Source organism: Cupriavidus sp. U2 (assembly GCF_009663685.2).
In the GTDB taxonomy this organism is placed as follows: domain Bacteria; phylum Pseudomonadota; class Gammaproteobacteria; order Burkholderiales; family Burkholderiaceae; genus Cupriavidus; species Cupriavidus necator_C.
In genome coordinates, this window is record NZ_RCOG02000027.1 from 105679 (window position 1) to 127967 (window position 22289).

Consider the following 22289-nt stretch of genomic DNA (forward strand, 5'->3'; position numbering starts at 1 on the left):
CTGCCGGCCCTTTTTGCCGGACCGGAAGTGGCCTATCCTCTCCACACCACAATCTGTTCAAACCCCGACGGGCGAGGCTGCCCAGATCCTGAAGACCATGGAAAAGACTGCATTCGTGTTCGCCGGCGGCGGCAGTTTGGGCGCCATCGAAGTCGGCATGCTGCGCGAGCTGGTGAACTGGGGCGTCGCGCCAGATCTGGTCATCGGTGCCTCCGCCGGTGCCATCAACAGCGCCTACTTCGCCAGCAACCCCCACCCGGAAGGCATTTCGAAGCTGGAAGGCCTGTGGCGCAGCATCACGCGGGCCGAGGTGCTGCCGTGGTCGTGGCGCAGCATGCTTGGGATGATCATTGGCAATCGCGGCCATCTGGTGGAGTCGATGGCGCTGAAGCGCCTGCTCAAGCGCCATCTGGGGGACGCACGCGTGGAGGACGCGGCCCTGCCGCTGCACATTGTCGCCACCGACATGCATAGTGGGGCGGAAGTCCTGCTGTCGTCGGGGAATATCGTCCAGGCCGTGCTGGCCAGCGCTGCCATCCCGGGCGTCTTCCCGCCGGTGGAAATCAACGGCCAGAAGCTGATCGACGGCGGCGTGGCGAACAATACGCCCGTATCGACGGCCATCCGGCTTGGCGCCACGCGCATCATCGTGCTGCCGGCGGGCTTCGCATGCGCCGAACGGCGTCCGCCCAAGGGCGCGATCGAACATGCGTTCAACGCGTTGTCGCTGCTGGTGGCGCGTCAACTGGTGCATGACCTGGAACGCTGGGGCGAGCATGCCCACATTGCCGTGGTGCCGCCCCTGTGCCCGCTCGATGTCTCGCCGTACGACTACAGCCGGTGCGGCGAGCTGATCGATCGCGCAGCCGCGGCGACGCTGGCCTGGCTGCGCGCCGACGGCCTGTCGAGCCGCCGGGTGCCCGGCGCGCTGGAACCGCACGAGCACGATGCCGAGAACCCCAGCTGCAGCGCCGACATCGGCCTGCCCCCGGCCGGCGCCCCGCATGCCCACTCCCACACTCATGACCACTCGACCACGCATGGCGGCATCCACTGACGCCAGCATTGCGCTGCCGGGCAAGCGCGACTGGGTGCAACGCGATGCGTCCGCGCGCCAGATGGAACGCATCGAGGCATTCTTCGGCGGCCATGGCTATGACATGCACCGCCATGACACCTATGCCATCGGCTGCACACTGGCTGGCGTTCAGAGCTTTTCCTATCGACGGAGCATGGTTCATAGCCAGCCGGGTGGCACCATCGTGCTGCATCCCGATGAGCCGCACGATGGCCATGCCGGCACCGACGCGGGATTCCACTACCGCATGCTCTACATCGAGCCTGCACTGATCCAGCGCGTGCTGGGCGGCAGACCGCTGCCATTCGTGGCCGGTGGGCGTTCCGACGATCCGAGGCTGTTTGCGGCCGCCGGCACCTTGCTGCAGGCCATGGACAGCACCCTGGACCCGCTGGAGGAGGACGACGCGATCTTCGACCTTGCGCACGCGCTGGCCGCCGCGGCCGGGTCGGCGCGCGGACGCAAGGCGGTGGACTACCGCGCCGCCGAACTGGCCCGGACCTGCCTGCAGGACAACCTGGAGCGTCCGGTGACACTCGACGAGCTGGAGCAGGCCACTGGCCGCGACCGCTGGAGCCTGTCGCGCGACTTCCGCGTGCTCTATGGCACCAGTCCGCATCGCTATCTGGTGATGCGCAGGCTGGACATGGTCAGGCGGCTGGCAGCGGCCGGGCAGTCGCTGGCCGACGCAGCCGTCTGCGCCGGGTTCACCGACCAGAGCCACATGACCCGCCATTTCACGCGCGCCTACGGGCATTCGCCGGGCCGCTGGCTGCGCGCGTTGCGGGGCGCCGCGACCTGAGCCTGCACGATCGTACAAGACCGTGCGCCGACACAGGCGCAGACTCGGCCTTCTGTCCCATACGCCACAAGGAGCCTTGTCATGCAGCCATCGCCCGTCGCAGTCCCCACCCATCGCGCTGCCAGCGCCGTCAATTTCGCCCAGAAGCTGAGCCTGTTCACCGACCACTGGCAGCCGCGCGTCATTGCCGAGATGAACGACTACCAGTTCAAGATCGTCCGGATCGAGGGTGAGTTCATCTGGCACCAGCACGCCGATACCGATGAGACGTTCATCGTGCTCGACGGCCAGTTGCGTCTCGACTTTCGCGATGGCCACGTGATCGTCAATGCGGGCGAAATGTACGTGGTACCCAAAGGCGTCGAACACAGGCCGGTCGCGGAGGCGGAAGTCCGCATGCTGCTGATCGAGCCGCGCGGTGTGGTCAACACTGGCGACCAGGGCGGCGACCGCACGGCGCAGAACGACGTCTGGATCTGACGCGCCGGTACTCTGGTAGTTGGCATTTGCCCAACGAATTGCGATGTCAGGTGTTGGAATGACGTAGCAGTTTGCGTAGTTTTATCCGCAGAATGTGACGGGCGCCAGGCGCCCGGCCGGCTTACGGCGGTGGCATGTTCCCTGCAATCAGACGCATCGAGCGCGGCGCCGCGTCTCGACCCTGATCCGGAGCGTATTGCTCCTTTCCCGGAGAACTGCCATGTTGATTCCGCCACAGTTGCGGCCGGGCGTCGTCGCGCCGCCTCCCCACGGTCAAGCCCACATCATCCGTTACCGGATTCGCGACGTTATCCTGCTGCTGCGCGTCCTGCTGCTCTGCTTCCACACGGCCGCCCATGCGGACAAGGCATTACCCCCGCCCGCCGCGCCGCGTCCCACGAATTTTCTGGAAGCAGTGGCCACGGACTACGCGAACAGCCACCCATTCCACACGGTGGAAGGTATTGCGCCGGTGCGCGAACCCCATGCGGTGCCCGGCGACCCTGCGCCTGTTCCGCCCGCCCCCGCTTCGCCCGCCGCCAACGTTTCGCCGCCGGCCACAAACATCCGCCGCGTGAACACGCAGTGAGCCCAAACGCACCCGGCGCGGGCGTGCAGTCTTTACACGCAGCCTCGCAAGGCTTGCATGGAACGGCGTGGTTTCCCCAGCGCCCGGCCGCCCGCCATGCCAGTCCACACAAGGCGTCGTCGCCACGGTACGGAACTTGCCAGATTGTACGAATGGCCAACGGTGCGATGCGGCACGCCGCATTGCACGCATGGCGATCCCGCAACCTTCAGGAGCGCAATATGGGCGACTACCACAGCGAGCGCAATCGCCGGAACACCCCCTGGCGAGCCGATGAAAACCGACGCGACGACGACCTGGGCGATCCCTGGGACGATGGCCGCGGCTCACGCTGGCAGGATCAGGACTGGCAGCCCGAATCGTTCGGTGACAACTGGGACGACGCGCGGCGCCGCCAGCGGCTGACGCCGGGGCAGCTAAGCGAAGGCGGTCCGGCACCATCGGGCTATCGCGGCCGGGAGGATCGCGGCAGCGATCTGCAATACGGACTAAACGGCGGTTATGGCGAGTCCCCGGAAGACGACCAGGACTGGCGCCAGCGAGAGCAATACCGCAGCCGCCAGTACGCCAGCGAATATGGCGATTACGGCGATCTGGGCGATGAGCGCAGACGCGCCGACTATGGCGTGCACCGCCGGCAGGGCGAGTTTGGCCAGTATGGCTCCGGCGGCAACTACGGCAGCTACGGCAATGACGAAGAGGACGACCGCGGTAGCGGCGACCCCTGGCAGCGCAGCCAGCCGGGCCAGGGCGGCCGAGGAGGCCGGGGGTCGGGCGAACGGCGCAACGAACGCGGCTTCGGCAATGCAGACCAGGCCTGGCTGCGCACGGCAGAGCAACGCGCCCCGGCATATCGGGGCCAGAGCGGCGGCCAGCGCAGCGGCCACACCGCCTACTTCAACGACCTGCGCAGCGATACCCGCTACTGGACGGAGCCGCGCGACGAGTGGGGCGAAAGCCGTCCCGACTACCACGCACAACGCTACGGGCGCGACTACATGGGCGGCGGCAGCGATGACCGGGAGCGCGGTTATTCCCAATCCGGACGCGACGCCGGCGGACGCTGGCGCGATGCGCGGCGAGACCATGACGACGACCGCGAGTCGGAGCACGGCGCACTCTACAACCTTGGCCACCGCATCGGCCAGGCCGTCAGCGACTGGTTCGGCCCCGGCGCCATGAAAAAGCGCACCGGCCCGCGCGGCTACACGCGCACCGACGAGCGTATCCGCGACGAGATCTGCGAACGGCTGACCTTTACCACCGGCATCGACGTGCGCGAGGTGTCGGTCGACGTCGACAAGGGCAAGGTCACGCTTGGCGGCACGGTACAGACGCGCGGCCAGAAATACGATATCGAGGATCTGGCCGACAACACGTTCGGCGTGACGGAAGTGGAAAACAACATCCGCGTCCAACGCCAGGACGTGGATGCCGCTGTCACCGGCGCCGGCGGCTTCAACGGCTGGTAAGGCCAGTCAAGCCCGCCGGGAAGACGCGCCCGCTGCGAAGCGGGCGCTTTGCTTTGGGGCTTCCGTTTTACGCAGTCTATGCCGCGAACCGGAACACGCTCATTGTCTGCTCCATCCGCTCGGCCTGTTCCTGCAGGGCCCTGGCTGCCGCCGCAGCCTCTTCCACCAGCGCCGCGTTCTGCTGGGTGACCTGGTCCATCTGGGTGACCGCCTGATTGACCTGCGCAATGCCGCCGCTCTGCTCGTGCGACGCGCGGCTGATCTCGTCCATCATCGTCGTCACGCGCTGCACCGCCGTCACCACTTCGCTCATGGTGGCGGCGGCATCGACGGCCAGCGCCGTGCCATCGGCGACACGGCCTGCCGACTGCGAAATCAGCGTGCGGATTTCCTTGGCCGAATTGGCGGCGCGCTGGGCCAGCGTGCGTACCTCGCCCGCCACCACCGCGAAGCCTCGCCCTGCCTCGCCGGCTCGGGCAGCCTCGACGGCCGCATTGAGCGCCAGGATATTCGTCTGGAACGCAATGCCGTCGATCACGGCGATGATATCGACGATCCGGCGCGAATCGGCCTCGATCTCGCTCATGGTCTGGCGCATGCGGCCGACGGACTGGCCACCCGCCACGGCAATGCCGGCGGCTTCGGCAGCCAGCGTGCTGGCCTGGCTGGCGTTGCCGGCGTTCTGTTGCACGATCGACGTCAGTTCCTCCATGCTGGCCGCCGTCTGCTCCAGCGACGACGCCTGCGCCTCGGTGCGCTGCGACAGGTCCGCATTGCCTTGCGCGATCTGCCCCGCCGCCACCAGCACGTTCTGCGCGCTGTCGCGCGTATCGCCGATGATGCCGCGCCATGCCTCCACCAGCGTCATCAGATGCCGCTTGACGTCGCTGAGTTCGTCCCGGCCGCGCGCCGCGATCTGCACGCCCAGGTCGCCGTCGTTGATGCGTGCCACCAGGTCGGCCACATCGCGCACGTCGTCACGCATGCCACGGCTGAATCCGGCAAACAGGTAGAGCGCGCCGCCCACGGTCAGCAGCGCAATGGCGGCCAGCACAGCCAGCTTGCGCTGCTCGGCGGCCACGCGCCGCGCCAGCATGACGTCCGCCAGGGCCGTGAACTCGCGGCTGACCGCCGATACGGCTTCGATTGCGGCGGTGCCCTCGGCGAAGTACGACTTGGCGTCGATCGTGATACCGGCCGACCCCAGCATGCTGACCTTGAGCGTGCGATAGAAATTGTCCACGGCCGCCAGCTGCTTCATCGCCGTACCCACGCGGGCCTGATACTGTGGCGCGGCGCGCTCCACGCGCGCCATGTCGCGGCGTGCCGCCTCCAGCCCGTCCAGGATCTGGTCGGCCAGCGCGGCCAGCTCCGCCTGCTGCGCGGCGTCGGAATAGCCGCCCTGCGCGATGATGCCGGCGCCCCGCCCGCGCGCCAGCGCGCTGACTTCGGCCAGCTTGGGCATCGGACCCACGGTGAGGTTGATCAGGTAGTAGGAGCCGGCCTCGGGATCAAGCGCCAGCGACGAATGGTCGGCCACGTCGCCGATGAACAACCGCGTCTGCCTGACCAGCGCGGTATGGCGCTCGAACAGCGGCGCGGCAGGCGTGTCGAGGCCAAGCTTGCGGATCTGCTGCCAGGATTCGTCCAGCTTCTGTACGTCGGGCGCGATGCCAAACGATCCGATGGCGGCCGATTCCCCCAGCAGGCCCGCCAGATGCTGCGCGGCCTTGGCGTCGGCCGCCTCGAAGGTGGGCCGGAAACTGGCGTTGCCGAGCAGCACGCCATTGGCGGCGCCCCGGCGTACCTGCGTTTCGCGCATGAAGTCCAGCGCGATGCCGACGAGCTTGAGGCCGCGCTGCTCGTCCTGCGTATCGCGAATCGACTGCACCGACTGGTTCAGCACCGCGAACAGCGCCCCGCACAGCGGAATCAGGAACAGTACGGACAGCAGCACCAGCTTGCGCGTGATGGTCAGGCGGGACATCAACCGGATGGCGGGGGTGAGGAATGCGGGCACGATCGTCCTAGTTCAAAGGTCTCATAGCCCGCTGTAACGGCTTCAATTCATAGGAATAAAGCCATTTTTCCCGCTATTTCACTGACTTTTTGATGTCGCACAACTCCAGTGCGTTCGCCGCACAACGCGGGTGCCGAATGCCCAAAAAAAGCGCGGGCCGGCCGCTCATGCAAGCAGCCGGCCGCGCGCTCGTGCGCTGCGCGGAGGACGCGATGCTACGCCGTGGCGCCGCCGTCCAGGCCGATGGTCTGGCCCGATATATAACGGCCAGCCGGCGATGCCAGCAGCACCGCCAGGCCGGCGACGTCGCTGGCCTCGGCGATGCGGCGCATCGGGATATTGGCGGACAACGCCTTTTCGCGTTCGGGGTCGCCCCACAGCGCGTCGCGCGAAAAGTCCGTGCGCACCGGACCCGGGTTGATGCTGTTGACGTTGATGTTGTACTGGCCCAGCGTCTGCGCCAGGTTGCGCATGGCCAGATCGGTGGCGCCCTTCGAGATGCTGTACAGGGCCAGCATGGCGGAGCCGCGCCGCGCGGCAATGCTCGACATGAAGATGATCGAACCGTCCTTGCGTTCGATCATCTGCGGCGCCAGCGCGTTCACCAGCACCAGGTTGCCGCGCACGTTGCCGGCCATCACCTCGTCGAACTGCTCCGGCCCCTGGCCCAGCATCGAACCGACCGCCGTGCTGCCGGCGGCGTTCAGGACCAGCGCATCCACGCGGCCGAACCTGGCCAGCACCTGGTCTGCAAAGGCGCGCACGCTGTCGAGGCTGACGATGTCGCAGGCAATGCCCGTGGCATCGATGCCCTGTTCGCGCAAGCCGGCCGCCACCTTGTCGGACACCGCGGCGTCGCGGCCCGACACCACTACGCGGGCACCGGCCTGGCCCAGGGCGCGCGCCATTTCCAGGCCCATGCCTTTGGTGGAGCCAGTGACGACCGCGACGCGGCCAGACATATCGAACAGTTTGAACATGACAGGTTCTCCTTTGGGGATGAGGAACAGGTTGCAACACTTCCATTGCCGGCCGTCCGCTGCGTTTTCGCATGACGACCAACATTTATTGAATAAAGTATGGACATCATCTAAAATCCGGTCAAGCTCGTTTTCAAGAATTTGCGACAAGGAGATCGACATGGCACGCGCATCACGGGCAGTCGCCGATCAGCATAGGACAGCCATCGAGGCTGCGTCGGCACGATTGTTCCGGCAACACGGCCTGCACGGCGTCACGGTTGCGCAGGTGATGGCGGATGCCGGGCTGACCCACGGCGGCTTCTACGGCCATTTTTCGTCGAAGGACGACCTGGCGGCGGCAGGCTGCGCGCGGGCATTTGCCGATTCGGCGGCGCGCTGGCGGCAGCGGATCCAGCAGGCCGGCGGCGACCGCCATGCCGCCCGGCGCTTTCTGGTGGAGCAGTACCTTAGTGAAGTGCATCGCGACGCACCCGAGCATGGCTGCCCGGCGTCGGCACTGGTGGGCGACGTGGCGCGCGAACCGGCCGGCAAGCCCGTACGCGGCGCCTTTCTGGATGGCATCCAGCAGTTGCTGGCCGCCTGGAAGACGCTGGCCCCCGATACGACAGCCCGGGAGCCGGGTGCCGACGACACCGTCGCGCACCGCACTGCCCTGCTGGAAATGGCCACGCTGGTCGGTGCCGTCACGCTGGCACGCGCCACGGCGGGCGACGCCCTTTCCGACGACATCCTGGACGCCGCGCGCGCCTGGCTGCTGCACGCCGGCGAGGCCGCCCCCGCCTGATCGCCCTGGGCATCGCGCCAGACCCCGTCGATGCCATTCCTCCTTCCAATCCATCGCCCCCAACGGAGCCCCATGTTTGCGCAAGCCCTATCCCGCCGGCTGGACCGGCGCGGCATCCACTACGCGTGGATCGTCGCCGCCATCACGTTCTGCGTGATGCTGACCACTTCCGCCGCGCTCGGCCTGCCCGGCGCCTTCCTGAAACCGCTGACCACCGAGATGGGCTGGAGTACCGACCAGGTGTCATCGATCCTGGCCTTCCGCTTTGCGCTGTTCGGGCTGATGGCGCCGTTCTCGGCCATCCTGATGGAGCGATTCGGTGTCCGCAACGTGGTCTGTGCCGCTCTGGCGCTGATTGCCGGTGGCATGGCACTGGCGACGATATCCACGCAGATCTGGCAGCTGTTTGTCGCCTGGGGCCTGATGCTGGGCGTCGGCTCCGGACTGACGGCCCTGGTGCTGGCCGCACTGGTGGCCAACCGCTGGTTCACGGCGCGGCGCGGGCTGGTGATCGGCGTGCTGACCGCCAGCTCCGCCACGGGGCAACTCGCCTTCCTGCCCGTCGCGGCATGGCTGATCGAGCATATGGGCTGGCGCGTGGCAGTGCTGCCGGTACTGGCGGCATGTGCCGCGCTGGCAGTGGTGGTGCTGGGTTTCCTGCGTGGCCGGCCGGCTGACGTTGGCCTGGCGCCCTATGGCGAAGTACCGGCGGCGGTTGCCGCGGCGCCGGCGCCGGCCGCGCCCCTGTCGTGGTCGGGTCCGTTCGTGGTGCTGCGCGAGGCGGCCCGCACGCAGACCTTCTGGATCCTGGCCGGCACGTTCTTTATCTGCGGGCTCTCCACCAACGGGCTGATCCAGACCCACTTCATCGCCCTGTGCGCAGACTTTGGCATGTCGGCCGTACCGGCCGCCTCGGCGCTGGCGATGATGGGCGCGTTCGACTTCGTCGGCACCATCATGTCCGGCTGGCTGTCGGACCGCTACGACAGCCGCAAGCTGCTGTTCTGGTACTACGCGCTGCGCGGCCTGTCGCTGTTCTGGCTGCCGCACTCGGAATTCACGCTCTATGGCCTGTCCGTGTTCGCCATGTTCTACGGTCTGGACTGGATCGCCACGGTACCGCCCACCATCAAGCTGGCAGGCAGCACGTTCGGCCGCGAGCGCGCCCCGATGGTGTTTGGCTGGATCTTCGCCGCGCACCAGATCGGCGCGGCCACGGCGGCATTTGGCGCCGGGCTGTCACGCACGCTGTGGCTCACCTACTCGCCGGCCCTGTACGTTGCGGGCAGCGCTTGCCTGGTGGCCGCGCTGCTGGCGCTTATGGTGCGCCGCAAGGCACCAGAAGCCACACCGCAGCCTGCACGGGCCTGAGACGTCCCGGTCCTTCCTTGCCCCTCAGCGTTCGCGGCTTGCCGCCACGAACGCGTCGATCAGGGCGGCAGCCGGCGCACGCTTGAGCGCCGACTGCCGCACCAGCACGCCGATCTCGCGATACAGGGGCTGGCCCGGCATCGGCACTTCCTTGATATGCGGGGTCTGCCGCAGCGGCACCAGGGCCGACGGAATGATCGCGCAGCCCAGCCCTTCGCTCACCATCTGCAGGATCACGGCGGGCTCGTCCAGCTCCATGCCTTCGCGCACCCACAGCCGGTGCCGCCGCAGGTAGCGATCCACCAGCTGCCCGCCCGTGGAATGGCGGTTGTAGCGGATAAACGGCACGGTCTGCAGCAGGGTCTTCAGATCGTCCGGCGCGTCGGGCGGCGCCACGGCCACGAACCGTTCGCGGATCAGCGGCCCCCATTTCAGTTCTGGCGGAATGCCGAGCCGCGGCTTCACCAGCACGGCGATGTCGAGTTCGCGGGCATCCACCTGGGTCAGCAACTGCGTCGACATGCCCGGCACGATGTTCACGTGGGTGTCCGGGTGCGCCACCCTGAAACGCTGCATCGCCTGAGGTAGCAGGCTCGATTGCACAGTCGACACGGCCCCCAGATCCAGCGGCGCCATGTCACGCTGGGCCCGCGCACCTTTCATCGATTCGTAGAGGCCGACGATCCGCGCGGCATCGTCCAGCATCTGGCGGCCTTCGTCACTCAATGCCACCGATTTGCCCGACCGATCGAACAGCGTGCAGCCCAGATCCTCTTCCAGGCGGCGGATCTGGGTGCTTACGGCCGATTGCGTCAGGCCCAGCCGCGTGCCGGCAGCGGAAAACGAGCCGGTTTCGGCGGCCACGAGGAAAGTCTTGAAGTAGCGCAGCAAGAGGCGGTTCAAGCATCGAAATTTTCGATACTTAGTCAAAAAATGATTCGTTTCATATTACGAGTTCTGCTGATTACAATCAACGACACACTCCACAACCGCCTTGCAAAAGAGTCACAGCGATGAGCGCCATTCCCCTGTTCCACCTTGCCTTCCCGGTGCACGACCTCGCCACCGCGCGCCAGTTCTATGGCGATCTGCTCGGCTGCCCCGAGGGGCGCAGTTCCGACGCCTGGGTGGACTTCAACTTCTACGGCCATCAGGTCGTGGCGCATCTGTCGCCGGACGAATGCGGCCATCGCGCCACCAGCGCCGTGGATGGCGACGACGTGCCGGTGCGCCATTTCGGCGCGATCCTGCCGATGGCCGAATGGGAACGCCTGGCCGACAAACTGCGCGCCGCCGGCACGAAGTTCGTGATCGAGCCGCACGTGCGCTTCAAGGGCCAGGTTGGCGAGCAGGCCACGATGTTCTTCCTGGACCCGTCCGGCAACGCCCTCGAATTCAAGGCCTTTGGCGACCTGAGCCAGGTGTTTGCGAAGTAATCCGGGGCAACCCGTCCCAACTGATAGCGAGACAGAGCGAGACATGACCGATTTCGTGATCCAACCCGCGCCGCAGGCGAGCGTGGCCGTTGCCGGCAGCCAGGCCCGTTTTCCGATCCGCCGCGTGTTCTGCGTGGGCCGCAACTACGCCGCGCACGCCCGCGAGATGGGCAAGGACCCCGACCGCGAGCCGCCGTTTTTCTTCACCAAGCCGGCTGACGCCGTGGTGGCGGCCGAAGGTCTCGTGCCGTATCCGCCGCTGACCGAAAACCTGCATCACGAGATCGAACTGGTGGTGGCCATTGGCAAGGCCGGCGCCAACGTCAAACCCGAGCAGGCGCTGGATCTGGTGTGGGGCTACGGCGTGGGGGTGGACCTGACGCGCCGCGACCTGCAGGACGTGGCCAAGAAGATGAGCCGCCCATGGGACTGGTCGAAGTCGTTCGACGCCTCGGGTCCGTGCGGCCCGCTGCAACCGGCCTCGGCAATCGGCCATCCGGCCAAGGGCGCCATCTGGCTCAAGGTCAACGGCGAAACGCGCCAGCAAGGCGACCTGACCGAACTGATCTGGCCCGTGGCCGACGTCATCGCCTATATCTCCGAGGCCATGACCCTGCAGCCGGGCGACCTGATCTTTACCGGCACCCCGGCAGGCGTGGGCGCGCTGAACCCCGGTGACGCGGTGACGGCTGGCGTCGAAGGTGTCGGCGAGATCGCTTTCACGATCGGCAAGCGGTAAACCGGGCCCTACGGCTGCCACAAGGCGGTGATGTCGGAGCGCCCGGCATTACCGCTTTTTTCTTTTGGATTCAATAACTTATCGTGGGGAGCCACCGCAGCTAGAGCGAACCCTCCACCTCGAACATCGGAATTTCTTCAAATTCTCCTTGCTTATCTATCTAGTAGTAGATAATATTCGAGCCATGGACGACGCAACGCAGCAAACGACACAAGCCGCGCAGCCGAATCCAAGCATCACAAAGTTGTTTGTCAGTACCGGAAGCGGTCTTTTTTTTAGCGCAACGTATCTATCTAGCAGTAGATAGCAGCAAGAAGAAAGACCCCTGATTCGCAGCACAGACATCGGCCAGCGATCCACACACGAACCCGGATCGCCGACCTTGCCAAGGAGAGCATCATGAACGCAAAGACCATCGTTACCGCCGCCGCCCTCGCCGCCGCTTTTGTGACTGGCGCTGTCCAGGCCGCCCCCGCCGCGCAGAAGACTGGCGAAGTCTACGGTTACAGCTACCGCGTGCAAGACCAACGCAGCGCATTTTCCGATGGCGCCCGCCAGGGCAAGTTCGATTCCTTCAGCGAAGGCGCCCGCCTTGGTAACCGCGACGCCTTCACCGACGGTGCCCGCGTGACGAACCGCGACGGCCTGGTGGCCAGCATCGGCAACCGCGACGCCTACACCGATGGTGCGCGCGTCGGCAAGGCCGACCCGTTCACCGACGGCGCCAAGATCGACAAGTTCGACCCGTACACCGATGGTGCCCGCACCGTCGCCGGCCTGGACCGCACGGGTGTCTCGTCCGAACCGTCGCGCAACTTCGACGTGTACACCGACGGCGCCCTCGCCTGAGCCCCCGCCACGGCCGTGCCCCGGTAGAGACCGCGGGCACGGCCGGAACAGATACCAGGAGCTTCATCATGACCTTGCGTGACACAGCCCTGATCCTGGGCGGCTGGGTGGTGCTCTGCCTCACCAGCGGCGCAGTCCTCTCGCTGGTTGCGCAGAACCTGTCCATCTGAAAGGCCGGGCGGGCGAACAACCGGAGGGTCCATCGCCACAAAAGGCGCGGACAGTTGACATGAAAACGCATTCCGTACGCGATCAATTGCTCGAGCACGCCTCCGTGCTGATCCGGCAACGGGGCTACAACGGTTTCAGCTACCGCGACCTCGCGGAGCTGGTAGGCGTGAAGACATCGAGCATCCACTACTACTTCCCGGCCAAGGACGATCTGGTGCTGGAAGTGGTGCGCCTGTACCGTGAACGCTCGCAGGCCCGGCTGGCGGCCATCGACACATCGCTGCCGCTGATCGAGCAGGCCGAGCGATATGTGGGCCCGCTGCGCAACGATATCGAGCTGAACCAGATCTGCCTGGCCGGCATGTTGTCCGCCGAGGTGCTGGCGCTGCCCGATGCGATCCGCAGCTACCTGCAGGCACATTTCCAGGCAAATGAAACCTGGATCGCGAACCTGTTGCGCCGCGCCGAGGCCGAACGCGGCCAGCCGTACCCGGTGCCGCCGCCGTTGCTGGCCAAGGTGCTGTATGGCGCGATCCAGAACGGCATCATCACCGCGCGGATGTCGGGCTCCAGCGACCGGCTGGACGCCGCGGCCGACATGCTGCTGGGTGCCGTGCGCGGTTCGATGTGCGCAGTGGCCGAGCACGAACCGGCGATGGCCTGATGACCATCCGGGCCTGAACAGTTTTCTGGGCGCCCCGGTTCAGGCGCCCGACGCCCGCCGTCCGCTCTCGCGACGGGCGTCACCCATTTCTCCGACGCCGGGATCGTCCTCCGGCGATTTTTTTCGTTTACGTTTTTTCGTTTGTTTACGAGGCGCCTTTCCCGGCTGCAGCCTTCTTCGCGGCGGCCCGCTTTGCGGGCGCCTTCTTCGGGGCCGCTTTCGTTGTCGCCGCCTTTGTCACCGCCTTTGTCACCGCCTTCGTCGCCGCCTTTCTCGTCGTGGATGTCTTCGCGGTTGCCTTCGCCGCCCCCTTCGTGACTTTCCCGCCCGGCTCCTCGCCGCCAGCGTCGATCACGACCCATGCCGGCGCATGATCGCTGGCCTTCTCCTCGCCGCGCACCCATTTGTCGACGCCGGCGTCGCGCATCCGCAGGCCGGGGCTCAGCAGCAGATGGTCGATCCGCAGCCCCGAATTGGTTTGCCAGTGCTGGCGAAAGTAATCCCAGAACGTGTAGATCTTCTCGTCGGGATAGCGCGCACGCAGCGCATCGGTCCAGCCCTGCGCCAGCAGGCGGCGGTAACATTCGCGGCTTTCCGGCTGCAGCAGCGCGTCCTTGAGCCATGAACGCGTGTTGTAGATGTCGTCATCGGTGGGCACCACGTTGTAGTCGCCCGCGATGACCACCGGGTGGCCGCTCTCCAGCAGCGTCTGCGCATGCCGGATCAGCCGTTCGAACCATGCCAGCTTGTAGTCGAACTTCGGGCCCGGCTGCGGATTGCCGTTGGGCAGGTACAGGCACGCGATCAGCACGCCCTCGACGGCGGCTTCCAGGTAACGGCTCTGCGAGTCCTCGTCGCCGCCCGGCAGCCCCCGCCGTACCTCCACCGGATCGGCGCCCCTGGCAAGGATCGCCACGCCATTCCACGACTTCTGGCCGTGCCAGATCGCCCCGTATCCGGCCGCGCGAATCTCGTCGATCGGAAACCCCTCGTCTACCGTCTTCAGCTCCTGCAGGCATGCCACGTCGGGCGCCTCGCGTTCCAGCCAGTTCAGCAGCGCCTGCAGGCGCGTGCGTACCCCATTGATATTGAAGGTGGCGATCTTGAGCGAATGCATCGGAACGTTCTCCTTTCAGGCCGGTTTCCATCTTAGATTCGCGCGCCAGAATTTCCTGTCGGTGTCCGATCACTGTATATTCATACAGTCCCGCGATCCTTACTCCCTTTTGCGTCTTGTCCGCCACATCTACCAACCCGCCCCGCTATACCGTTGCCGTGCGCACCTTGTGCGAGTTCACGGCCAAGGCGGGCGACCTCGACCTGCGCTTCACGCCCTCGCCCACCGGGCAGGAAGGCGTGGCCGGGCATGGCGTGGTGACAAGCCGGCGCGGACCGGGCTATGAGGCCGAGGTGGCCCTGTCGGGCGATTTCGAGGGCCTGCGGGTGCGCGGGCGTGCCGACGGCTACAACCCCGTGACCAACCGCGTGGAAGAAATCAAGACGGTGCGCGGCCAGAAGGTGGAGATTCCGCAGAATCACCAGGCGCTGCACTGGGCCCAGGCCAAGATCTACGGCTGGTTGCTGTGCCAGTCGCGCGAACTGAAGCAGATCGACGTGGCGCTGGTGTATTTCGACATCGTGAGCCAGCAGGAACGCGTGCTCAAGGAACGGTTCGAGGCCCAGGCGCTGCGCGAATTCTTCGAGGACAGCTGCCGCCGCTTCATGCACTGGGCCGAACGCGAGGCCGCGCATCGCACGGGCCGCGACGCCGGGCTGGCCGCGCTGGCCTTCCCGCACGGCACGTTCCGCGAAGGGCAGCGCCTGCTGGCGGAATCGGTCTACAAGGCCAACGCGTCGGCGCGCACGCTGCTGGCGCAGGCGCCGACGGGCATCGGCAAGTCGATCGGTACGGTGTTCCCGGCACTCAAGGCCATGCCGACGCAGCGCATCGACAAGGTGTTCTTCCTGTCGGCGCGATCCACGGGGCGCGCCGTGGCGCTGCATGCCACGCGGCAGCTCAGGCAGAACGCCGACGAGACGCCACTGCGCGTGCTGGAGCTGACCGCCCGCGACAAGGCCTGCGAACACCCCGAGCTCGCCTGCCACGGCGAATCGTGCCCGCTGGCGCAGGGCTTCTACGACCGCCTGCCCGCTGCCCGCGACGCCGCCAGTCGCGCGCCGCTGCTGGACCGCGCCACCACGCGCGACATCGCCCGCGCGCACCAGGTCTGCCCGTATTACCTGGCCCAGGAGATGATCCGCTGGAGCGATCTGGTGGTTGGCGACTACAACTACTACTTCGACCGCAGCGCGCTGCTGTACATGCTGACCGCGATGAACGAATGGCGCGTCAGCGTGCTGGTGGACGAAGCGCACAACCTCGTGGACCGGGGCCGTGCGATGTACACGTCCACGCTCGACCATGCGGCGTTCCGCGGTGTGCGGCTGGCCGCGCCGGCGGCGCTGAAGCGGCCGATGGACCGCGTCTACCGGCAGTGGCATGCGCTGGCCAAGTCCGGCGATGCCCCGTACGAAACGCGCGACGAGGAGCCCGCCGCGTTCGTCGAGGCGCTGGTGCAGCTTTGCACGGCCATCATCGACGACATGAGCGACCATCCGCAGCGGCACGACGCCGCGCTGGAACGCTTCTATTTCGACGCCATGCATTTCCTGCGGCTGGCCGAGCAGATGACCGAATACGGCGGCAAGCATTCGCTGTTCGACATCACGCGCACGCCGCGCAAGCGGACTGGCTTCGACGCCGACCTGTGCATCCGCAACCTGCTGCCCGCTCCCTACCTGGCCCCGCGCTTCGCGGGCGCGCATTCGACCACCCTGTTCTCGGCCACGCTGCAGCCCGCCGACTACTACCGCAACCTGCTGGGGCTGCCCGCCAGCGCGGTAGGCGTGGAAGTGCCGTCGCCGTTCCAGGCCGAGCAGCTCGATGTACACGTCGCGCGCCATATTTCCACGCGCTTCGCACAGCGCCGGCGCTCGCTGCCCGCCATCGTGCAACTGATGGCCGACCAGTTTGCGCGGCGCCCGGGCAACTACCTGGCGTTTTTCAGCAGCCACGACTATCTGCAGCAGGCGGCGGCGCTGCTGGCCGAGCAGCACCCCGGCATTCCTGCCTGGTCCCAGGCGCGAGGCATGACCGAGGCAGGCCAGGCAGCGTTTCTGGACGCCTTCGCGCCCGGCGGCCAGGGCATCGGCTTCGCGGTGCTGGGCGGGGTGTTTTCCGAAGGCGTGGACCTGCCAGGCGACCGCCTGATTGGCGCCTTCGTGGCCACGCTGGGCCTGCCGCAGATCAATCCGGTCAACGAGCAGCTGCGCGAGCGCATGGAAACCGTGTTCGGACAAGGCTACGACTACGCCTACCTGTATCCGGGCCTGCGCAAGGTGGTGCAGGCCGCCGGCCGCGTGATCCGCACCCAGCAGGACCGCGGCGTGGTCTGGCTGATCGACGACCGCTATGCGCGCGCCGAAGTGCAGGCCCTTTTGCCGGCATGGTGGGAAATTCTTACCGGGCCGCCGGCGCACGCGCGCCCGCTGTCGCTGGCAGAATGACGGCTACGCCGCTGGCGCGGAAATCGCGTGTCGGGGGCATCAGACCATCCCCAGACCCATGTATCGACGGAGCCCCAACCGATGAGCATGACCCACACATTTGCCACGACCGAGCCGTCGCGCGACGAGATCGATGCGCTGCGCGGCGCCACCATCCTGGAGTTTGGCACCCCCTGGTGCGGCTTCTGCCAGCGCGCGCAACCGCTGATCGAATCGGCCTTCGGCCAGCACCCGGCCATCGACCACATCAAGGTAGAGGACGGCAGCGGACGCCCGCTGGGCCGCTCGTTCCGCGTGAAGCTCTGGCCCACGCTGGTGTTCCTGCGCGACGGCAAGGAGGTGGCGCGCCTGGTGCGCCCGAACGACACCCGCGACATTACCGAGGCCATGCGCAAGATCGACCAGTGATTTCCCGAAGCTCCCGTCCCCGGGTTCGCTTTGTCTCACTGAACGTTCCATTCGCGCCTTGATGGCGTGCGATGGCCGGATCGTGGTGGGGAAGGATTGATGGCGATGCGGTAAAGGTCCAGCATGATCGACTCCTCGCGCTCTCGCACGGCGGGCGCGGGGAACAATCATCGCTGGCAGTTCACAAATCCAGCGGCATCGCGCTGGTGCACTTGATTTCGTCCAGGCACACGCTTGACTTCACGCCGCTCACGCCGGGGATGCGCATCAGGGTGTCGAGCAGGAAGTCGGACAGCGACTTCAGGTCCTTGGCCACGACCTTCAGCACGTAGTCGATGTCGCCGGTCACGGAGAAGCACTCCTGGATCTGGGCCAGTTCCGCCACCAGCCCCTTGAATTTGGACAAATCGCGAATATGGCCGCGTTCCATCGTCACGTGGATGAACGCCGTCACGCCGAACCCGAGCGCCGTGCTGTCCAGCCGCGCCTCATACCGCTTGATGATGCCGCCCTCTTCCAGTCGGCGGTGGCGGCGCAGCGTCTGGGCCGGTGACAGGTTGATCGCCTCGGACAGTTCCAGGTTGGTGGCGCGCCCGTGTTCCTGCAGTTCCGCCAGCAAGCGGCGATCAATGCGGTCGAGGTCGGTTTGCTGCATTCTGATTTCCTGAGATGGCGGTTCGGCGAAATCTTATCTCATCTTTCAGGGTTTCCCTGCGTGCCTTACGAAATCCTATTTAGCCGGGCGGGTTCTACAATTTCCTCACGTCATGCAGCGCGCCAAGCGTCCCCCAAGCCACTCGCGCGGCTGCCTCACCGAAATATTATTTCCATCCCCGCTCTCGCCCCCGAGGTACTCCGATCATGGCCGACCTGTTTGAAAACCCGATGCAACTGATGGGCTTCGAGTTCGTTGAATTCGCCTCGCCCACCCCCAACGTGCTGGAACCGCTGTTCGAGAAAATGGGCTTTACGCTGGTGGCCCGTCACCGCTCGAAGGACGTGATGCTGTATCGCCAGGGCGACATCAACTTCATCGTCAACAACGAGCCGCATAGCGAAGCCGCCTATTTCGCCGCCGAACATGGCCCCAGCGCCTGCGGCATGGCCTTCCGCGTGAAGGACTCGCACAAGGCGTACAACCGCGCGCTGATGCTGGGCGCCCAGCCGGTGGAAATCGCCACGGGCCCGATGGAACTGCGCCTGCCGGCCATCAAGGGCATTGGCGGCGCGCCGCTGTACCTGATCGACCGTTTCGAGGACGGCAAGTCGATCTATGACATCGACTTCGAATACATCGAGGGCGTGGACCGCCATCCGAAGGGCCACGGCCTCAAGCTGATCGACCACCTGACGCACAATGTCTACCGTGGCCGCATGGCTTACTGGGCCAACTTCTACGAACGTCTGTTCAACTTCCGCGAAATCCGTTATTTCGACATCCAGGGCGAGTACACGGGCCTGACCTCGAAGGCGATGACCGCGCCGGACGGCAAGATCCGCATTCCGCTGAACGAGGAATCGTCCAAGGGGGCCGGCCAGATCGAGGAATTCCTGATGGCGTTCAACGGCGAAGGCATCCAGCACATCGCCTTTGCCGTGGACAACCTGCTCGAAGTCATCGACAGCCTGCAACTGGCCGGCGTCGAGCTGATGAGCGCTCCGAACGACTACTACTATGAAGCCCTGGACACCCGCCTGCCCGGCCACGGCCAGCCCGTGGACCAGCTCAAGGCCCGTGGCATCCTGCTGGATGGCACCACCGAAGGCGGCAAGCCCCGCCTGCTGCTGCAGATCTTCTCGAAGACCGTGCTGGGCCCGGTATTCTTCGAATACATCCAGCGTTCCGGCGACGACGGCTTTGGCGAAGGCAACTTCAAGGCGTTGTTCGAATCACTCGAGCGCGACCAGATCGAGCGCGGCACGCTGAAGGTGTGACGCATCCGGCCCGGCGCTGAACCGGGCTGCCCCGTTTCTTCTGCGTTTCCAAGCGTGTGCCGGTAAACTCTCGGGTTTTCGCCGGCGCGCACCCCCGCGTCCGGCGTTACCCGCGCCGGCGTTTTTTCAAAGCGCCCAACCCCAAAGAGGCGCGCCGCCATTCCACAAGAATGGGTAGAGGATAGACACCCCAATGCATGCTTCCGATAGCCAAGGCACGCTCAAGCGTGGCCTGAAGAATCGCCATATCCAGCTGATTGCGCTAGGCGGCGCCATCGGCACTGGCCTGTTCCTGGGCATTGCCCAGACCATCAAGCTGGCCGGCCCATCCGTGCTGCTGGGCTACGCGCTGGCCGGCATTGTCGCGTTCTTCATCATGCGCCAGTTGGGCGAGATGGTCGTCGACGAACCGGTGGCCGGCTCGTTCAGCTACTTCGCCAACAAGTATTGCGGCCACTTTGCCGGCTTCATGTCCGGCTGGAACTACTGGGTGCTGTACATCCTGGTCAGCATGGCCGAACTGTCGGCGGTGGGCATCTACGTCCAGTACTGGTGGCCGGGCATCCCGACATGGGTATCGGCGCTGGGCTTCTTCGTCGTCATCAACGCCATCAACCTGGCCAGTGTGAAGTCATTCGGCGAGATGGAATTCTGGTTCTCGATCATCAAGGTCGCGGCCATTGTCGGCATGATCGGCTTTGGCGGCTACATGCTGGGTACCGGCGGCGCCGGCCCCGAAGCCGGCGTAGCCAACCTGTGGCAGCACGGGGGCTTCTTCCCGAACGGGCTGGGCGGACTGGTGATGGCGATGGCCGTGATCATGTTCTCGTTCGGCGGTCTGGAGCTGGTGGGCATTACCGCCGCCGAGGCCGACAACCCGGGCAAGAGCATTCCCAAGGCCACCAACCAGGTGATCTACCGCATCCTGATCTTCTACGTTGGCGCGCTGGCCGTGCTGCTGTCGCTGTACCCGTGGCAGAAGGTGGTCACCGGCGGCAGCCCGTTCGTGCTGATCTTCCATGCGATGAACAGCGATATCGTGGCCACGGTGCTGAATGTGGTGGTGCTGACGGCGGCGCTGTCGGTCTACAACAGCGGCGTCTACTGCAACAGCCGCATGCTGCTGGGCCTGGCGCAACAGGGCAACGCCCCGCGTGCGCTGATGAAGGTGAACCGTCGTGGCATTCCGCTGGCCGCGCTGGGCGTATCGGCCCTGGCCACCGGCCTGTGCGTGCTGGTCAACTACTTCATGCCGGGCGAAGCCTTCGAGCTGCTGATGGGTCTGGTGGTGTCGGCCCTGATCATCAACTGGGCCATGATCAGCATCATTCACCTGATGTTCCGCCGCGCCAAGCGCGCCGAAGGCAAGACCACGGCGTTCCAGAGCCTGGGCTATCCGCTGACCAACTATGTGACGCTGATCTTCCTGGCCGGCATCCTGGTGGTGATGTTCCTGACCCCGGGCCTGCGCATTTCGGTCTACCTGATTCCGGTCTGGCTGGTCATTCTTGGCGTAAGCTATCGCCTCCGGCAGAAGAGCGCCGGTTCGGCCATGCCCGCCGCGAGCGCCCAGATCCAGTAACCTGCCTGGGCGGCCCGTGCGCACACCGGGCCGCCGCCCCCCCTGAACCCGCAAGCCAGACGCATCCCATGTTCGAACACATCGAAGCCTTTCCCGGTGACCCGATCCTCTCGCTCAACGAGGACTTCCAGCAGGACCCGCGTACCAACAAGGTCAACCTGAGCATCGGCATCTACTTTGACGACGAAGGCCGCCTGCCCGTCATGCAGGCCGTGGCCGAAGCCGAAGCCGCGCTGCTGTCGGACATGGGCCCGCGCCCCTACCTGCCGATGGCCGGCATCGCCGCCTACCGCCAGGCCGTGCAGGCGCTGGTGTTCGGCGAGGACTGCGCCGCCCGTGCCGAAGGGCGTATCGCCACGCTGCAGACGCTGGGCGGCTCGGGCGCGCTGCGCGTGGGCGCCGACTTCCTGAAACGCTATTTCCCGACGGCGGAAATGTGGATCAGCGACCCGAGCTGGGAAAACCACCGCGTGGTGTTCGAGCGCGCCGGCTTCAAGGTCAATACCTACCCGTACTACGACGCCGAAACCGGCGGCCTCAAGTTCGACGCCATGCTGGCGGCCCTCGACGCCATCCCGCAGGGCGGCATCGTGCTGCTGCACGCCTGCTGCCACAACCCGACCGGCGTGGACCTGAACGAAGACCAGTGGCGCCAGGTGATCGGCGTGCTGAAGGCCCGCAAGCTGCTGCCGTTTGTCGACATGGCCTACCAGGGCTTTGGCTCGGGCCTGGATGACGACGCCTTTGCCGTGCGCGAACTGGCCCGCCGGAACGTGCCCGCGCTGGTGGCCAATTCGTTCTCGAAGAATTTCTCGCTGTACGGTGAACGCTGCGGCGGTCTCTCGGTGATCTGCCAGAGCGCCGACGAAGCCAGCCGCGTGCTGGGCCAGCTGACCGGCGCCGTGCGCGCCAACTACAGCAACCCGCCCACCCACGGCGCCCGCGTGGTGGCCCGTGTGCTGACCACGCCGGCCCTGCGCCAGAGCTGGGAAACGGAACTGGCAGCCATGTGCCAGCGCATCACGCGCATGCGCCAGGCCATCCACGACCAGCTGCGCGAGCATGTCAGCGGCGAGAAGCTGTCGCGTTACATCAAGCAGCGCGGCATGTTCACCTACACCGGCCTGTCGGCCGACCAGGTGGACCGCCTGAAGAATGAGCACGGCGTCTACGTGCTGCGCTCGGGCCGCATGTGCGTGGCCGGCCTGAACGAACGCAACGTCGGCGTGGTGGCGAACGCCATCGGCCAGGTGCTGAAGGGCTGATAGCTGGGCCGCCCCCCTTCGACGCGCCTTCGCGTTTTAAGCAAACAGCCACCCTCTGGTGGCTGTTTTGCTTTGCCCGGACGATATCGTCCGA

At 66.1% G+C, this 22289-nt stretch carries 21 protein-coding genes; 16 read left to right on the forward strand and 5 right to left on the reverse strand.

The window, feature by feature from the left end:
- Positions 1–97: 97 nt before the first annotated feature.
- The 5 genes from D9X30_RS20060 to D9X30_RS20080 all read left to right on the forward strand — a co-directional run bounded on the left by D9X30_RS20060 (position 98) and on the right by D9X30_RS20080 (position 4421).
- Positions 98–1057 carry a patatin-like phospholipase family protein gene (locus tag D9X30_RS20060; protein WP_153948768.1) on the forward strand — a complete coding sequence of 320 codons (960 nt, stop codon included), beginning with the start codon at positions 98–100 and terminating at the stop codon, positions 1055–1057.
- Positions 1041–1880 (forward strand): AraC family transcriptional regulator, encoded by an 840-nt coding sequence (locus D9X30_RS20065; protein ID WP_194946551.1) that lies wholly within the window; start codon positions 1041–1043, stop codon positions 1878–1880. Before D9X30_RS20060 ends, D9X30_RS20065 begins: the two co-directional genes overlap by 17 nt.
- 81 nt (positions 1881–1961) lie before the next feature.
- Entirely contained in the window at positions 1962–2360 is a 399-nt protein-coding gene (locus D9X30_RS20070; protein WP_153948764.1) for a cupin domain-containing protein, read from the forward strand.
- A gap of 220 nt (positions 2361–2580) precedes the next feature.
- Positions 2581–2949 carry a hypothetical protein gene (locus tag D9X30_RS20075; RefSeq protein WP_153948762.1) on the forward strand — a complete coding sequence of 123 codons (369 nt, stop codon included), beginning with the start codon at positions 2581–2583 and terminating at the stop codon, positions 2947–2949.
- A gap of 221 nt (positions 2950–3170) precedes the next feature.
- Positions 3171–4421 carry a BON domain-containing protein gene (locus tag D9X30_RS20080; protein WP_194946550.1) on the forward strand — a complete coding sequence of 417 codons (1251 nt, stop codon included), beginning with the start codon at positions 3171–3173 and terminating at the stop codon, positions 4419–4421.
- A 76-nt stretch (positions 4422–4497) separates the two neighbouring features.
- Here the strand turns inward: D9X30_RS20080 and D9X30_RS20085 are convergent, their stop codons facing one another.
- The gene (locus D9X30_RS20085) at positions 4498–6441 is read right to left on the reverse strand and encodes a methyl-accepting chemotaxis protein (protein ID WP_283780843.1); all 1944 of its coding nucleotides are present in this window, start codon (positions 6439–6441) and stop codon (positions 4498–4500) included.
- A gap of 215 nt (positions 6442–6656) precedes the next feature.
- Entirely contained in the window at positions 6657–7421 is a 765-nt protein-coding gene (locus tag D9X30_RS20090) for an SDR family NAD(P)-dependent oxidoreductase (RefSeq protein ID WP_029050733.1), read from the reverse strand.
- Positions 7422–7581: 160 nt separating this feature from the next.
- Between D9X30_RS20090 and D9X30_RS20095 the strand changes: the two genes are divergently transcribed.
- A complete protein-coding gene (locus tag D9X30_RS20095; protein WP_153948759.1) occupies positions 7582–8208 on the forward strand; it encodes a TetR/AcrR family transcriptional regulator in 627 nt (208 codons plus the stop codon).
- Positions 8209–8280: 72 nt separating this feature from the next.
- Positions 8281–9579: an MFS transporter gene (locus D9X30_RS20100; RefSeq protein ID WP_153948757.1), complete on the forward strand. Its 1299-nt coding sequence runs from the start codon at positions 8281–8283 to the stop codon at positions 9577–9579.
- 24 nt (positions 9580–9603) lie between these two features.
- On the opposite strand, the gene D9X30_RS20105 is transcribed toward D9X30_RS20100, so the two are convergent.
- On the reverse strand, positions 9604–10470 hold the full coding sequence (locus tag D9X30_RS20105; protein WP_153948846.1) for a LysR family transcriptional regulator: 867 nt from the start codon (positions 10468–10470) through the stop codon (positions 9604–9606).
- A 122-nt stretch (positions 10471–10592) separates the two neighbouring features.
- Between D9X30_RS20105 and D9X30_RS20110 the strand changes: the two genes are divergently transcribed.
- The 4 genes from D9X30_RS20110 to D9X30_RS20125 all read left to right on the forward strand — a co-directional run bounded on the left by D9X30_RS20110 (position 10593) and on the right by D9X30_RS20125 (position 13438).
- A complete protein-coding gene (locus tag D9X30_RS20110) occupies positions 10593–11015 on the forward strand; it encodes a VOC family protein (protein WP_029050737.1) in 423 nt (140 codons plus the stop codon).
- 43 nt (positions 11016–11058) lie between these two features.
- Entirely contained in the window at positions 11059–11754 is a 696-nt protein-coding gene (locus D9X30_RS20115; protein WP_153948756.1) for a fumarylacetoacetate hydrolase family protein, read from the forward strand.
- 399 nt (positions 11755–12153) lie between these two features.
- A complete protein-coding gene (locus D9X30_RS20120) occupies positions 12154–12603 on the forward strand; it encodes a copper resistance protein CopQ (protein WP_153948754.1) in 450 nt (149 codons plus the stop codon).
- A gap of 229 nt (positions 12604–12832) precedes the next feature.
- Complete coding sequence (locus tag D9X30_RS20125) at positions 12833–13438, forward strand: TetR/AcrR family transcriptional regulator (protein WP_153948753.1); 606 nt, start codon at positions 12833–12835, stop codon at positions 13436–13438.
- Between the two features lie 145 nt (positions 13439–13583).
- Here D9X30_RS20125 and xth read toward each other — a convergent pair whose 3' ends face one another.
- Positions 13584–14555: an exodeoxyribonuclease III gene (gene xth, locus D9X30_RS20130; protein ID WP_153948751.1), complete on the reverse strand. Its 972-nt coding sequence runs from the start codon at positions 14553–14555 to the stop codon at positions 13584–13586.
- Between the two features lie 116 nt (positions 14556–14671).
- On the opposite strand from xth, the gene D9X30_RS20135 reads away from it, so the two are divergent.
- Positions 14672–17005 (forward strand): ATP-dependent DNA helicase, encoded by a 2334-nt coding sequence (locus tag D9X30_RS20135; RefSeq protein ID WP_153948750.1) that lies wholly within the window; start codon positions 14672–14674, stop codon positions 17003–17005.
- A gap of 81 nt (positions 17006–17086) precedes the next feature.
- Positions 17087–17413: a thioredoxin family protein gene (locus D9X30_RS20140; RefSeq protein ID WP_153948749.1), complete on the forward strand. Its 327-nt coding sequence runs from the start codon at positions 17087–17089 to the stop codon at positions 17411–17413.
- A gap of 181 nt (positions 17414–17594) precedes the next feature.
- Here the strand turns inward: D9X30_RS20140 and D9X30_RS20145 are convergent, their stop codons facing one another.
- Positions 17595–18068, reverse strand: coding sequence for an Lrp/AsnC family transcriptional regulator (locus D9X30_RS20145; RefSeq protein ID WP_153948748.1), 474 nt, complete (start codon positions 18066–18068; stop codon positions 17595–17597).
- 206 nt (positions 18069–18274) lie between these two features.
- Here D9X30_RS20145 and hppD point away from each other — a divergent pair, with 206 nt between their 5' ends.
- The 3 genes from hppD (at position 18275) to D9X30_RS20160 (ending at position 22195) form a co-directional block, all read left to right on the forward strand.
- Positions 18275–19348 carry a 4-hydroxyphenylpyruvate dioxygenase gene (hppD, locus tag D9X30_RS20150; RefSeq protein ID WP_153948746.1) on the forward strand — a complete coding sequence of 358 codons (1074 nt, stop codon included), beginning with the start codon at positions 18275–18277 and terminating at the stop codon, positions 19346–19348.
- 193 nt (positions 19349–19541) lie between these two features.
- Positions 19542–20930, forward strand: coding sequence for an amino acid permease (locus D9X30_RS20155; RefSeq protein WP_153948744.1), 1389 nt, complete (start codon positions 19542–19544; stop codon positions 20928–20930).
- A gap of 68 nt (positions 20931–20998) precedes the next feature.
- Positions 20999–22195, forward strand: coding sequence for an amino acid aminotransferase (locus D9X30_RS20160; protein ID WP_153948742.1), 1197 nt, complete (start codon positions 20999–21001; stop codon positions 22193–22195).
- Positions 22196–22289: the final 94 nt, after the last annotated feature.